The following is a 13,320-nucleotide window of genomic DNA, read 5'->3' as shown; positions in this document are numbered from 1 at the left end:
GCGCCGGTCGGGTCGCCCTCCCAGCGGTGTGCCGCGGCGCAAGGGGTTTCCGAGGTGACGGGGCGGGGTCCGTCCAGTTTCCGGAGTGATGGGACGGGCTCCGTCCCCCTCCCGAAATGGCTCGCGCGTCGTATGGCCGGTCCGGGTCCCCCGCAGGACGATGCGGCTGCGGGAGCGCCCGCAGGACGCAGCGGCCCGAGGGGATGTCATGGCGGACAGCACGAGCCCGACCGGCAAGGACGCCGCGGACGTCGGCGTACAGCCGTACTGGGAGCTGACCTTCGACGCGGACGGCGACGCCGACGCGCGGCAGCGGGACGAGATGGTGCGACAGGTGCCGCAGCAGCGGCTCACCGACCTCGTGGTCTTCGCACACGGCTGGAACAACGACCGGTCCATGGCCACCCGGCTCTACAAGCGGTTCTTCGCGCCGTTCCCCGGCCTCCTGGGGGCGGACGTGCGCCTGGGCTATGTGGGCGTCATCTGGCCCGCACTGCGGTTCACGGACGAGCCGATCCCGGACTTCCCGTCGTCCGCCCGGGCCGTGGACGACGAGGCGTTCCTGGACGACGCCATGAAGCAGGCGCTCGCCCGCGTCTTCCCGGGGCGGGAGCTGACGCTCGAACGGCTCGGGCAACTGCTGCGCGATCGGCCGGCGGCCCACTCCCCCTTCGACGAGTACGCCCGCCTGGTACGCGACCTGGTCTCCGTCCGGCAGAACAGCGCGGCCCAGCGGCTGGCCGAGGACACCGGCGACCGCACCCCCGCGATGCTCACCGACGACCCGGAGAAGGTGTACGAGGTCTTCACCAGCGCGCTGGAGCGGCTGGAGGGCAGGCAGGAACTGTTCGGTGACGGGCTCAAGCGGCTCTGGAACGGCGCCAAGGAAGTGCTGCGGCAGGCCAGTTACTACGGCATGAAGCGCCGGGCGGGGGTCGTGGGGCAGTTGGGCCTGGGTCCGGTGCTGGGTCGGCTGGCGGCCGACGCGCCCGCGCTGCGGGTGCACCTGGTGGGGCACAGTTTCGGCGGGCGCCTGGTGTCGTACGCGCTGCGCGGGCTGCCCGAGGGCGTGACGACGGTGAAGTCCGTGACCCTGCTGCAAGGGGCGTTCTCGCACTACGCGTTCGCGTCGAAGCTGCCGCACGACCAGGACCGCGGGGGCGCGCTGAGCGGCGTCCAGCGCCGGATCGACGGCCCGCTGGTGGCCTGCCACTCCGAGCACGACATGGCGCTGAGCACGATGTACCCGCTGGCGTCGAAGCTGGCGGGGGACTCGTCGAGCTTCCTGGGGCTGTTCGACCGCTGGGGCGCCGTCGGCTTCAGCGGCATCCAGGCGGTGGACGGCACGCAGCGGATCGAGCTGGGTGCCGCCGTGCCGGGCTCCGGGTGCGTGAGCGTGGACGCCTCCTCGGTCGTCCGGCGCGGCGTACCCCCCGCCGGGGCGCACAGCGACATCTGCCACGAGGAACTGGCCCGCGTCGTCCTGTCGGCGGGGCGGGTGGCCATGGCGTGAGGTGGGTCGGCTCCGCCCGTTTCAGGACGCGGTGGTCCTGATCGGCCGTCGGCGGCCCTTGTCCGTCCGAGTGGGAGCGGGGCCGGTGCCGACGGCCCCATGGCTCCGACGTCGCCCGGCGCCCGGCCCCGCAGGGCCGTCGTCATCCGGCGCCCGGCCTCGCGCGGGCTCCGCACGGACGTGCGCGAGGCGTGCCCCCGGAGGGCGCGCACGGCAGGGCGCACCCCCGCACGCGATCCGGCGGGCGTACGCACGCGCCGGGGCCCTCCTCCGCGCCGGAGCGTACGCGTCCGGTTCGCGCTGGACCGGCGCACACGCGTACCGCGACGCGCACCACTGGAGTGCCTGACTTCGGGTAGGCGGGTAACTCGGGGCGGATGGACCGCCGCAAGGATCCGGACGGGGTGAGGTGGCGCGGTGGGCACGTCGCCGGCCTGGTGGGCCGCGGGGGCGAGGAGCACTCCCGCCGGTCCGCAAGACAGTTCGATGGATCCGGGCGGCGGTCCGCTACGTCCATTCCATGTCCAGTCGTGTTCCTCCCCACGGAGGTGGGATGAATTGGCCGGTTTCAGAGCTCTCGCACAACAGGTCCGCAATCCCCGTCTCGTCGCCACCCAGCGGCGGACGGCCCTGCGCAAATGCCTCGAACGCTTCGCGCCCTACGGGCACCGGGCCACGTGGCACCACCTGTGCACCCGAGCGGGTATCGCGACCCAAGACCGCGACCCGGATCCGGAGCGGCTGATGGCCGCCCTCGACGAGTTGGAGGAAGCGCGGGCCGTGTGGCTCGCCTACGAGGAGGAGTTCGCCGCCCGCCGCCGGCGTGAGAAGCACGACGGCATCCGGCAGCCCAGCGCGCTCGACGACTGGCACCGCCGGACGTGGGGCGGCTGCGACATCGTGCCCTGCGAGGCGCCGGACCGGCATCCGTCCGCGCCCCTGCCGATGGTGCTGCGCAGCATGATCGAGGCCATGGAGGCGGGCGGGTGCCGCTCCGACTGCCCGGTCTGCGGCGGGACGCGGTTCGTCTGGCGCGAGGAGCTGGAGCGCTACCCGATGGCCGGACCGGTGTGCCAGGACTGCGGGATCGTGGCCCCCGTCTCCATCCTCACGTCCGAGGCCCTGCGAGCCGCGCGGGGAGTCCGTACCGGACGCGTCTACGCGGCGGCGTGAGCGACCGGGGGCGAGGGAGCGGCCACCCGGGGCCGCCCACGACGGGCCGGCCCGGCCGCCCCTCGCCCTTCCGCGTACCCGCCGCCGCTTCCGGCGGCCGGCCGGATGCCCGCCTCCGGTGACCGGTCGCACCCCCGCCCCCCTGTGGCCGGTCGGTTCTTCGTCCCCCGGCGCCGGTCCCGTCGGCGTCCGCCCTTTACGCGCCCGCCCACCGCCTGAAACAACTGTTCCCGAACTCTCAAGAGCAGCAGGGAACGGCGAACCGAGAGGCGGACATCCATGGCCCAGTTGCACGACCTTTCCGCGCTGGAACAGGCCGAGGGCATCCGGTCCGGGGAGATCTCCCCCGTGGAACTGACCGAGCACTACCTGACGCGGATCGATCGGCTGGACGGCACGCTCGGCGCGTTCCTCACCGTCACCCCCGAGATCGCGCGCAAGCAGGCCGAGGCGGCGGAGGACGAGGCCGCCGCCGCCCGCCGCACGGGCCGCGCGCTGCCCGCCCTGCACGGCGTTCCCGTACCGGTCAAGGACCTCCACAACGTCGCGGGCGTGCGCTGCACCATGGGGTCGCGGATGCTGGCCGAGTCCATCGCGCTGGTGGACGACCACGTCGTCACCAAGCTGCGCGAGGCCGGCACGATCCTGCTCGGCAAGACCAACACCCCCGAGTTCGGCCTGCCCTGTTACACCGAGAACGCCCTCGCGCCGCCCGCCCGCACCCCCTGGGACCTGGAGCTTTCGGCCGGCGGGTCCAGCGGTGGGGCCGCCGCCGCGGTCGCGGGCGGGCTGGCGCCGATCGCCCACGCCAGCGACGGCGGCGGGTCGATCCGCATCCCCGCCTCGGTGTGCGGCCTGTTCGGCATCAAGCCGAGCCGCGGCCGGGTCAGCGGTGGTCCACTCCTGCACGACATCACGGGCCTGGTCACCTCGGGGCCGCTCGCCCGCACGGTCGCGGACGCCGCCGCGCTCCTGGACGCGATGGCCGGTCCGATGCCCGGGGACGCGTACGCCGCGCCCGCGCTGCCGCCCGGCGAAACGTTCGTCTCCTACGCCCGGCGCGCCCCCGGCCGGCTGCGCGTCGCCTGCGTCACGAACGCGCCGGTGCCCGGCATCGAGGTACACCCCGACTGCCGCGCCGCCGTCCAGGAGACCGCCGCGCTGCTGACCGAGCTGGGCCACAAGGTGGAGGAGCCGGCGCTGCCCGCCACCGACGGCGTCCGCTACGCCTTCACCCGTGTCTGGTCGGTGATGGCCGCCCTCCGCCCGCTGCCGCCGGAGGCCGAGGCACAGCTCATGCCGCTGACCCGCTACCTGCGGACCCGGGGCGCCCAAGTGCCGGGCACGGACGTCGCGCGCTCGCTGTACGAGTTCCGGGCGCTGGCGCAACTGATCGCGGACGGGCTGATGCCGCACGGCACCGGGTACGACGTGATCCTCTCGCCGACCGTGGCCACGCCCCCGCCGGCGGTGGGCGCGTTGCGCGATGACGCCGATCCGCGCGCCGAATTCGCCGCGGTCGGGGCGTTCACGCCGTTCACCCCGCTCTACAACGCGACCGGCCAGCCCGCCGTCAACGTCCCGCTGCACTGGAACGACGCCGGGTTGCCGATCGGCGTGATGCTGGCCGGGCGGTACGGCGAGGAGGGCACCCTGATCTCGCTCTCCGCCCAGTTGGAGGAGGCGCGGCCCTGGGCGGGGCGCAAGCCGGCCGTGTGGTGAGGCAGGCGGCGCCGCGGGGCATGGCGCGCGGTGGGGCGGACGGGCACACCGCTCCACCTGCCGCGGAGTGAGGCGGACGGCCTACGGGTGCGTCGCCCCACCGGCCCCGTGTGACGAGGCGGGCGGCCACACCGGCACGTCACTCAAGGCGCCCATACGGCACGACGGGTACGCGGCCTTACTCGTCGCCCCCGGAGCCGGCGCCTTACTCGTCACACCCGGGGTCGGCGCCCACCGGGACGCAGCCGTCGGTGTCCCCGCAGCAGGGCTCCGCCGCCTCCGGCGTCTTCTCCGGCGCTCGGCGCCCACCGGCGTCCCGCGCGCGGGCGGTCGTACGGCGGGGCCGCCCCACACCCTGGGCGTTCACCACCCTGGCCGCGTCCGCCCCGGCCTTCCCCGCGCCCGTGTCGTCACCGTCCGCGGGCCGTCCGGCGTCCCCGGCATCCCCGGCCTCCTGCGCGCCGCAGTCCACGCGCAGTTTGCGGGCGCCCGGTCCCTGGAGGCCGAGCCGGTCGTACGGGTTGGTGAGCGCGCAGGTGCTCAGCGACAGGCAGCCGCAGCCGATGCACTCGGTCAGCTTGTCGCGCAGTTCGAGGAGCTGGTCGATGCGCTCCTCCAGCTCCGCGCGCCAGACCTCGGAGAGCCGGGCCCAGTCGTCGCGGGTGGGGGTGCGTTCCTCGGGGAGTTCGGCCAGCGCCTCGCGGATGACGGCGAGCGGGATGCCGACCCGCTGGGCGGCCCGCACGAAGGCGACCCGGCGCAGCGCGTCCCGGGTGTAGCGGCGCTGGTTGCCCGCCGTCCGGGTGCTGCTGATCAGCCCCTTGGACTCGTAGAAGTGCAGCGCGGAGACCGCGGCGCCGCTGCGGGCGGAGAGCTGGCCGACCGTGAGTTCGTGGACCTTGTACGGAAGCTGAGGCACGCCAGTCAGCCTAACCGGACGGGTGTCGGACACGCGTTGACAGGCGGTGGTGCGCTCCGCATCCTGAGCAAGCGCTTAGTCTGCCCCTGCGGGAGGACGCTCGCCGGGACGCGGCGCGGGCGGTGGCCGCGTGCCTCCGCCCAGGGAACCGCCGTCATCAAGGGAGGCAACGGACATGGCAGAGCCCCGGGTGTTCGCTTCGCCCGACGACCTGCGGGACGCGGTGGGCGAGGAACTCGGCCCCGGCGACTGGTTCGAGATCGACCAGCGACGGATCGACCGGTTCGCCGACGCCACCGGCGACCACCAGTGGATCCACGTCGACCCGGAGAAGGCCGCCACCGGGCCGTTCGGCACGACCATCGCGCACGGCTACCTCACGCTGTCCCTGCTGCCCGCGCTGGTGCCCCGGCTGGTGCGGGTCGAGAACGTCGCGATGGGTGTCAACTACGGACTGGACCGGGTCCGCTTCCCCGCTCCCGTCCCGGTCGGCTCGCGGCTGCGCGCCACGGTCCGGATAGCCGAGGTCACCGAGGTGGCCGACGGCGTCCAACTGGCGGCGGAGGTGACCGTCGAGCGGGCGGGCGGCGAGAAGCCGGTGTGCGTCGCGCGGACGCTCACCCGCTATTACCGGTGACCGGCCGCGATGACCCGCGTAACCGGTAATCCCGGGAAGCGCGGAACACGCCGGACGCCCGAAACCCGGTAAGCGCGGAAGGCGTCGACGACTGATACCCGGGGGGCTCGGAACACGTCGGGCGGCTGAAACCCGGGGGGCCCGGAACGCGTCGGACGGGTGAATTCCGGGTGCGCCGGGGCGGATTCCACCGCCCCGGCGCCGCGCTCACGGATTCACGAAGAAGTAATCGACGACCAGGCCGATGGGCTGCGGCCAGTCGACGAAGACGCGAATCGACACCACGCCGTTGTCCGGCGCGACGTTGTAGACGGAATAGCGCGCGTTCCCGATGAACTTCCCGCCGCTGCCGGTCGGCCCCTCGCTGATGGCCACGAAAGCACGGGTGTTGGCGGTGAAGCTGTTCGAGGTGAGGTTGAGGACCCACCAGCCGTTGCGCAGGCCCCAGTTGTGGCGGTACGTGTAGCCGAATCCCTGCAGGTCCTGAGCGGTGACACCCTCGGGCTGCCGCTCGCCGATGACGTGGAGCTGCGATTCTTCGAGTTTCGCCTCTTCGTACTGGACTTCGCCGTGTCCGGAAGTGGAAGCGCTCATGACGGTTCCTCTCAGACGGTACTCGGGACCCTCTCAGGCGGTACTCCGAGAGCCGTCCCAATGGACGACAGCGCCAACGTCCACCCGCCCCGGTAAATCGTCAAGGGCCCTTAACGGCCACTCGTACCGGCCCATTCCGCGCCGACCATACGCAGTACGAGATCGGCGTAAAGGGCGCCCACTTCATCCGGCGTACGCGCACCGTCGGCCGAGAACCACCGGGCCACGTCCACGCACAGCGACAGCACAGCGAGGGTCGTTCCCGGAACGTCGGCCACATGGAATTCCCCGGCGTCCACACCATCCTGAACGATCTGCCGGAGCAGCCGGTCGGTGCGCCGCCGCAGGGCGGTGATCTCGGCGTAGTGCTCCTCGCCGAGCGCCTGGAGCTCGTACTGGATGACCCGGGCGGTGGTGTGGTGCTCGGCGTGCCAGCGCACGAAGGTCCGCACCGCGCCGCTCAGCCGCTCGGTGGCGGTGCCGCCGGCCGCCGCCGCGTCCTCCATGATCCGCAGGGCCTTCTCGTGGCCGATGCCGCTGATGCGGTAGAGCAGTTCTTCCTTGGTCTTGTAGTGGATGTAGAGCGCGGCGGGGCTCATGCCGGCCCGGCCGGCGATGTCCCGCGTGGTGGTGGCGTGGTAGCCGCGCTCGGCGAACGCCTGGACGGCGGCGCCGACCAGCCGCCGGGCCGCGTCCGGCGCGATGTCGGCCCACTCCTCGGCCTCCGGCACCGCCCGCTCCGCCTCCGCGCCCATCGCCTCACCCCGATCACCGGCCCGCCGCGGCCGGTCCGGGGCGGATCGACCACGATACCGCGCGACTGAGCGGGCGCTTAGGAACAGGTTGGGCGCTGCCGGGGCTCGTCCGGGCGCGTGCCGGCCCGAAGCGCTCTGCCGTGAGCCGTGCACGCGTCCCGGAAGAGGCGCACCGGAAGACCCGCGCCCTGGGCCCTATGGCTGCGGCGAATTGCCACACGGCCGCCCGTTCCGCGCCGGGCTCACCAGGGCCCTCGTCGACGAGCACCGCCGAATCAGCGGCGCTGGTTCCGGGGCCGCGGTCCTACCATGTGCGGCATGGCCCGACCCCGTAAGCCCCTGCTGAGCCGAGAGCGCATCGTCACCGCGGCGCTCGCGCTCATCGACGCCGAAGGGCTCCCGGCGCTCTCCACCCGCCGCCTCGCCGCCGAGCTGGGCGTCAGCGGGCCGTCCCTCTACAACCACTTCACGACGAAGGACGAGATCCTCGACGCGGTCGCCGACGCGGTCATCGCCGAGGTCGACGTGTCGGCCTTCGGCCCCGGCGCCGACTGGCGCACCGGCCTGCTCGACTGGGCCCGCTCCTACCGCGCGGCGCTGGCCGCGCACCCGCACATCGTCCCCGTCCTCGCCCAGGGACCGGGCCGCCGCCCGGCCGGGCTGAGGATGGCGGACGCGGCGTTCGGCGGCATGGTGGCGGCGGGCTGGCCTCCCGCGCAGGCGACCAAGGTGTGCGCCATGGTCCGCTACTTCGTGGCGGGTTCCGCGCTGGGCTCCTTCGCCCGCGGCTTCGTGGCCGACCCGAACGCGTACGACCCCGCCGCCTACCCCCACCTCGGCCAGGCCCACCTGCTCCCGGAACACCAGCAGCGGGTGGACGACGGCGCCTTCGAAGCGGGCCTGCGGGCGCTGGTGGACGGGCTGGCGCTGCACCATCCGGACCTCGTGCCGCCGGGCGACTGAGCAACGGATGTATCGTGCATCCGTTCGGTCGTCCCTCGGTGCGGGCGGTTCGTCCGTGCGCGCGGTTCAGCCGTGCGCGCGGGTTGATGTGCCCGCGATGGTGGAACACACAGACTTTTGACTTTTGACAGCCTCTCAGGCTGGCGGTGGCTTCGACGGCTCGTGCGCGGGCGCGGGCGCGGACATCGCCGACCTGATGGGCCCGATGGGACGCGGACGACAGCGGCACGTCCGGACGGGGATGGCGACGACCGTCCGGGGCATGGCGACGACCGTTCGGACGCGGACGAGGACGGCGCGCGGACGAGGACGGCGCGCGCACAGCCGCGAACGCGCCCCGACCGCGCCCGCGCACGGGAGCCCGCGCAGGACGCCCGGCCGATCGCCCCTCCGGTCGCGGCGGACGGGGACCAACAGACGACGTGACAGGGCGTCACGGCACGGGCGCCGGCTACCGCAGGGCGTCACAGGAAAGGGGAGGACGGCGTGGCAGAACCGACCGCGGCCGAGCCGGTGCGCTCGGCTCCGAACGGCTCACAGGCGCAGGAGGACGGAAAGCCGACGCGCGCTAAGCCGGAGGGGGACGGAGAGTCCGAGCGCGCGAAGCCGGAAGGCGACGGAGAGCCCGAGCGCGCGAGACCGGAAGGCAGCGGAGAGCCGGAAGGCACCGATTCCCGAACCGGCACCGCGTCGGGCGCGCCGGGGGCGCCGGAGGCGGCGCCGCTCCGGACTCCCGCGCGCGCTTCCCGAACGCGTTCCGTCCCCGCCCTCGCGAAGACCGCCATGACGACCGTCCTGAAGGGTCAGGCACAGGTCGACTTCATGCCGAGCGCTCTCACCGGCGTCCTCTTCTCCGTGGCGCTGTTCCTGGCCGGCTGGGAGTACGCGCTGTACGGGCTCGCCGGTACGGCCGTCGGCACGGCCACCGCCCACCTGCTGGGCGTGGAGCGGGGGCGGATCGCCGCCGGACTGGAGGGGTTCAACGCCTGCCTGGTGGCGCTCGGCAGCGCCGTCCTCCTCGGGCCGGACCGGCCGGCCACGGTGGTGGTGGCGCTGGTGGCGTGCGTCCTGGTCACCGTCGTCACCGGGGCGGTCGCCCGCGTCCTGGGCACTTGGGCGCTGCCGACCCTCACCCTTCCGTTCTGCCTGACGGCCACCGGGATCGCCCTGGCCGCCCCCGGCCTCCCGCGGGTCTGGCCGCACGGCGCGGAGGTCGCCGCGCTCCCCCGGCCGGTGGGCGGCGGCGCCGCGCCGGACCTCACCGACCTGTGGCACGCCTTCTTCGCCAACGTCGGCCAGATCTTCTTCATGCCGCAGTGGTACGTGGGCTTGGTCTTCCTCGTCGGCATCTTCGCCGCCGACCGGCGGGCGGGCGCGCTGGCCTGCGTCGGCAGCGTCACCGGGACCCTCACGGCCTGGGCCCTGGGCGTCCCCGCCGACCAGATCGCCTCCGGGGTGCCGGGCTACAACAGCGTGCTGGTCGCGATGGCGCTGTGCGGCGTCTTCCTGATCGCCGACCGGTGGAGCCTGGCGTACGCGGTCCTGGGCTCCGCCGCGGCCACCGCCGCCACCCCGGCACTGGGTTCCTTCTTCGCGCCGTCGGGCGGGCACGCCTTCACCTGGCCGTTCGTCCTGGTGACGCTGCTGTTCCTGGCCGCGGCCCCGGCGTTCCCCCGGCTCCGCACACCGCTGCCCGCCCCGGCGCCGAGCGACACGCACCCGGACGGCGCGGCAGCGCCATGAGCCGGGGCGCGCGCCGGATGCCGGGCCTCACGACCGGAGCGCGCGCCGGATGACAGACCCCAGAACCGGAGCGCGCGCCGGACACCAGGCCTGACGTCCGGAGCGCGCCCCGGACGTCAGGCCCCGGAACCGGAGCGCACACCGAGCGATGGCCCTCAGAAGACAACCAACGCCCGGCCGCCCTTCCCCGCCACCATGGCATCGAAGGCGGCCGGGATGCCCTCCAGCCCGATGCGTTCGGTGACCATGCCGCCCAGGTCGAGCGCCCCCGCCCGGACATGCCCGGCGATGACGGGGAGGTCCTTGGCGGGGTCGCTGTTGCCGTACACGCAGCCCGAGAGCGTCCGGCCGAAGTAGAAGAGCTCCAGGGCGGAGAACGTCACCTGCTGGTCCTGGCCGCCGATGCCGACGACGGTGGTCCGGCCGCCGCGGCGGGTCGCGGACCAGGCCGTGCGGATGGTGTCGGCCCGGCCCACGCACTCGACGGCGACGTCCGCGCCGTGTCCGCCGGTGAGCTTCCGCACGCGCTTGGCCGTGTCCTCCCCGGCGACCAGGAACTCCGTGGCCCCGGCCGCGCGGGCCAGTTCCTCCTTCTCCGGCGAGATGTCCACGGCGACGATCGGCCCGGCCCCCGCGATCCGCGCTGCCTGGAGCGTGGCCAGCCCCACCCCTCCGACGCCGAAGACCACGACCGACTCGCCGGCCCGCACACGGGCGGAGTGGTGCACCGCGCCCCAGCCGGTCAGCACCGCACAGCCCAGCAGCGCCGCGTCCACGAGCGGGACGCCCTCCGGCAGCGGCAGCGCCGCGTGCGCCGGGACCACGGTCTCCTCGGCGAAGACCGCCGTCCCCAGACCCGGGTAGAGCTCGCTGCCGTCGGCGGCGAGGCGGGCGTACGGAGTGCTCGCGGCGGCTCCCGCGTGCGCGCACAGCCAGGGTTCGTCCAGGCCGCAGAAGTGGCAGGCGCCGCACGACGGCGCCCAGTTCAGCACCACCCGGTCGCCAGGGGCGACGGAGTCCACCCCCGCGCCGACGGCGGTGACGGTGCCCGCACCCTCGTGCCCGAGGACGGCGGGGACGGGCTGCCGCAACGTCCCGTTGGACAGCGAGAGGTCCGAGTGACACACGCCCGCCGCCGCGAGTCGCACCCGCACCTGCCCGGGCCCAGGATCCGACAGCACGATCTCGGCGATCTCCAGCGGGGCGCCCACGGCGGGCAGGACGGCGGCACGGGTCATGGCGGGGTTCCGTTCTGTGGCGGGGTGGGTGGGGTGGGGTGGGGTGGGGGTTAGGAGGCGGGGGGCGGCCGGGGGCGCGCGGGGCCCGGCAGGGGCCCAACGAGGAGCCCTCCAGGAATGGGCGGGGACTGGTCCGTACGAGGCGAGGCGAGGCGACGGTCAGAGTGGCACGGGTCCGTCAAAGGCCAATGAGGAGCGCGTCCGGCGCCGATGAGGGGCCCGTAAGGAACCAATGGGAACCGGTCCGTACGAGGCAGGCGGGGCGACGACCGTCGAGAGTGACGCGGGGCCCGTCCGAAACCGGTAAAGACAGCAGCTCCCGAACCCGTCGAACGAGCCCCCACGCCTCGAAACCAACCGGATCAGCACCGCCCCCGCTCCCGTCCCCCGCCCCCGGACGACGCATCAGAACTGCAACGACTTCGTCTGCAGATACTCCGCCAGCCCGTGCGGGCCCAGTTCGCGGCCCACCCCGGACTGCTTGTAGCCACCGAACGGCGCGAGGAGGTTGAACTTCCCCCCGTTGATATCCACCTGCCCCGTCTCCAGCCGGCGCGCGAACGCCACGGCCGTCTCCTCGTCGGCCGCCCACACGCCGCCCGCCAGGCCGTACACCGTGCCGTTGGCGATGCGCACGGCGTCGTCCTCGTCCTCGTACCGCAGGACCGACAGCACCGGGCCGAAGATCTCCTCCTGGGCGATGGTCATGTCCGGAGTGACGTCCGCGAAGAGCGTCGGGCGGACGTAGTAGCCCTGCTCACGGCCCTCCGGTGCCTCGGGACCACCAGCGACCAGCCGGGCGCCCTCCGCCACGCCGCGCTCGATGTAGCCGCGGACGCGGTCGCGCTGGGCGGCGCTGACGAGGGGACCGAGGCGGGTGGTCTCGTCCGTCGGGTCGCCCGGCACGTACGCGGCGATCGCCTCGGCGGCGCGGGCGACGGCCTCGTCGTACCGGTCGGCGTGGACCAGCATCCGCGTCCAGGCGCTGCACGTCTGGCCGGAGTTGGCCATCACGTTGGCGACGTTGGTCTTGACCGCCCGCGCGAGATCGGCGCCGGGGAGGATGACGTTGGCGGACTTGCCGCCCAGCTCCAGGGCGACCCGCTTGATCGCGGCACCCGCTATGGCGCCGATCTTCTTCCCGACGGCGGTAGATCCGGTGAAGGAGACCAGGTCTACCCCGTCGTGCTCGGCCAGCGCCTGCCCGGCGACCGGGCCCAGCCCCGTCACCAGGTTGAACACGCCCGCCGGGATCCCCGCCGCCGCCACGCACTCCGCGAACAGCTGGGCCACCAGCGGGGTGTTCTCGGCCGGTTTGAGCACCACCGTGCACCCGGCCGCCAGCGCCGGGGCGACCTTGGCGACGATCTGGTGCAGCGGATAGTTCCACGGCGTGATGGCGCCGACCACGCCGACCGGTTCGAGCAGCACGGTCGACGTGCCGAGCTTCTCCTCGAAGGCGTACGAGGCGGCCAGCTCGGCGTACGAACCGGCGACCGCGACCGGGCTCCCCGCGTGCACCCGCGTACTGAACGTCAGCGGCGCACCCAGTTCGGCGGTGACGGTCTCGGCGATCTCACCGATCCGGGCGGCCATCCGGTCGCGCAGCGCGGCCAGGCGGGCGGCGCGTTCGGCGGGCGGAGTGGCGGACCAGCCGGGCAGGGCGGCGCGGGCGGCGCGCACCGCGTCGTCCACGTCCTGGGCGGTCCCCGCCGGAACGGTGGCGATGACCTGCCCGTCCGCGGGGTTGCGGACCTCGATGGCTTCGGCACCGGCGGCGGGCCGCCAGCCTCCGTCGATGAACATCGCGTCGTGCGGCTTCACGTCCTCGTCCTCCCCAGGCGGTTGCGGTAGCGCGCGACCTCCGGTGCCGATCGCGACGCGCCCCCAAACTAGCGTCGGTAGTTTTCAGACGCCAGGGAGCCAGGGGATGCCAGGGGCTCCAACGAGAAGGGCCGCAGGCGCCCGCCCCCACCGGCGATCAGCCGCCAAACCGACGGAAGGGGACGTCCCGGGGTGCCCCCGCAGCGGACTGGGGCGCGGCGGCCGGTGACCTACATCGC

The 13,320-nt window shown here is 73.9% G+C and carries 10 protein-coding genes and 1 pseudogene; 6 read left to right on the top strand and 5 right to left on the bottom strand.

All coding sequences use genetic code 11. From position 1 onward, the window contains the following. Positions 1-208 precede the first annotated feature (208 nt). The 3 genes from ABZX96_RS26725 to ABZX96_RS26715 all read left to right on the top strand — a co-directional run bounded on the left by ABZX96_RS26725 (position 209) and on the right by ABZX96_RS26715 (position 4,408). Positions 209-1,513, top strand: coding sequence for a serine-threonine protein kinase (locus ABZX96_RS26725; RefSeq protein ID WP_355549272.1), 1,305 nt, complete (start codon positions 209-211; stop codon positions 1,511-1,513). 558 nt (positions 1,514-2,071) lie between these two features. Continuing rightward, positions 2,072-2,686 carry a hypothetical protein gene (locus tag ABZX96_RS26720; protein ID WP_355549270.1) on the top strand — a complete coding sequence of 205 codons (615 nt, stop codon included), beginning with the start codon at positions 2,072-2,074 and terminating at the stop codon, positions 2,684-2,686. A 279-nt stretch (positions 2,687-2,965) separates the two neighbouring features. Then, positions 2,966-4,408, top strand: a complete 1,443-nt coding sequence (locus tag ABZX96_RS26715; RefSeq protein ID WP_355549268.1) for an amidase — start codon at positions 2,966-2,968, stop codon at positions 4,406-4,408. A gap of 466 nt (positions 4,409-4,874) precedes the next feature. On the opposite strand, the pseudogene soxR reads toward ABZX96_RS26715, so the two are convergent. After that, positions 4,875-5,327, bottom strand: a pseudogene (gene soxR / locus ABZX96_RS26710) (redox-sensitive transcriptional activator SoxR); the annotation flags it as partial. Positions 5,328-5,502: 175 nt separating this feature from the next. On the opposite strand from soxR, the gene ABZX96_RS26705 reads away from it, so the two are divergent. Beyond that, a complete protein-coding gene (locus tag ABZX96_RS26705) occupies positions 5,503-5,964 on the top strand; it encodes a MaoC family dehydratase (RefSeq protein WP_355549266.1) in 462 nt (153 codons plus the stop codon). 207 nt (positions 5,965-6,171) lie between these two features. On the opposite strand, the gene ABZX96_RS26700 is transcribed toward ABZX96_RS26705, so the two are convergent. Further along, positions 6,172-6,558 carry a hypothetical protein gene (locus ABZX96_RS26700; protein ID WP_355549264.1) on the bottom strand — a complete coding sequence of 129 codons (387 nt, stop codon included), beginning with the start codon at positions 6,556-6,558 and terminating at the stop codon, positions 6,172-6,174. Between the two features lie 110 nt (positions 6,559-6,668). Then, complete coding sequence (locus ABZX96_RS26695; RefSeq protein ID WP_355549262.1) at positions 6,669-7,313, bottom strand: TetR/AcrR family transcriptional regulator; 645 nt, start codon at positions 7,311-7,313, stop codon at positions 6,669-6,671. A 318-nt stretch (positions 7,314-7,631) separates the two neighbouring features. On the opposite strand from ABZX96_RS26695, the gene ABZX96_RS26690 reads away from it, so the two are divergent. Continuing rightward, entirely contained in the window at positions 7,632-8,276 is a 645-nt protein-coding gene (locus ABZX96_RS26690; protein ID WP_355549260.1) for a TetR/AcrR family transcriptional regulator C-terminal domain-containing protein, read from the top strand. A 783-nt stretch (positions 8,277-9,059) separates the two neighbouring features. After that, on the top strand, positions 9,060-10,019 hold the full coding sequence (locus tag ABZX96_RS26685; RefSeq protein ID WP_355549259.1) for an urea transporter: 960 nt from the start codon (positions 9,060-9,062) through the stop codon (positions 10,017-10,019). A 155-nt stretch (positions 10,020-10,174) separates the two neighbouring features. Here the strand turns inward: ABZX96_RS26685 and ABZX96_RS26680 are convergent, their stop codons facing one another. Both ABZX96_RS26680 and ABZX96_RS26675 read right to left on the bottom strand, forming a co-directional pair. Continuing rightward, positions 10,175-11,257 (bottom strand): zinc-binding dehydrogenase, encoded by a 1,083-nt coding sequence (locus ABZX96_RS26680; protein ID WP_355549257.1) that lies wholly within the window; start codon positions 11,255-11,257, stop codon positions 10,175-10,177. Between the two features lie 405 nt (positions 11,258-11,662). Further along, the gene (locus ABZX96_RS26675; RefSeq protein WP_355549255.1) at positions 11,663-13,081 is read right to left on the bottom strand and encodes an aldehyde dehydrogenase family protein; all 1,419 of its coding nucleotides are present in this window, start codon (positions 13,079-13,081) and stop codon (positions 11,663-11,665) included. Positions 13,082-13,320 lie beyond the last annotated feature (239 nt).

The sequence above is a fragment of the Streptomyces sp. NPDC003077 genome, from assembly GCF_040611095.1.
Classification (GTDB): domain Bacteria; phylum Actinomycetota; class Actinomycetes; order Streptomycetales; family Streptomycetaceae; genus Streptomyces.
This window is presented reverse-complemented; position numbering and strand designations above follow the sequence as displayed.

Excerpts from the sequence above, each read along its gene's own strand:
- ABZX96_RS26725 (WP_355549272.1), top strand. The coding sequence starts at position 209 with ATGGCGGACAGCACGAGCCCGACCGGCAAGGACGCCGCGGACGTCGGC.
- ABZX96_RS26715 (WP_355549268.1), top strand. The coding sequence starts at position 2,966 with ATGGCCCAGTTGCACGACCTTTCCGCGCTGGAACAGGCCGAGGGCATC.
- ABZX96_RS26705 (WP_355549266.1), top strand. The coding sequence starts at position 5,503 with ATGGCAGAGCCCCGGGTGTTCGCTTCGCCCGACGACCTGCGGGACGCG.
- ABZX96_RS26700 (WP_355549264.1), bottom strand. The coding sequence starts at position 6,558 with ATGAGCGCTTCCACTTCCGGACACGGCGAAGTCCAGTACGAAGAGGCG.
- ABZX96_RS26695 (WP_355549262.1), bottom strand. The coding sequence starts at position 7,313 with ATGGGCGCGGAGGCGGAGCGGGCGGTGCCGGAGGCCGAGGAGTGGGCC.
- ABZX96_RS26690 (WP_355549260.1), top strand. The coding sequence starts at position 7,632 with ATGGCCCGACCCCGTAAGCCCCTGCTGAGCCGAGAGCGCATCGTCACC.
- ABZX96_RS26685 (WP_355549259.1), top strand. The coding sequence starts at position 9,060 with ATGACGACCGTCCTGAAGGGTCAGGCACAGGTCGACTTCATGCCGAGC.
- ABZX96_RS26680 (WP_355549257.1), bottom strand. The coding sequence starts at position 11,257 with ATGACCCGTGCCGCCGTCCTGCCCGCCGTGGGCGCCCCGCTGGAGATC.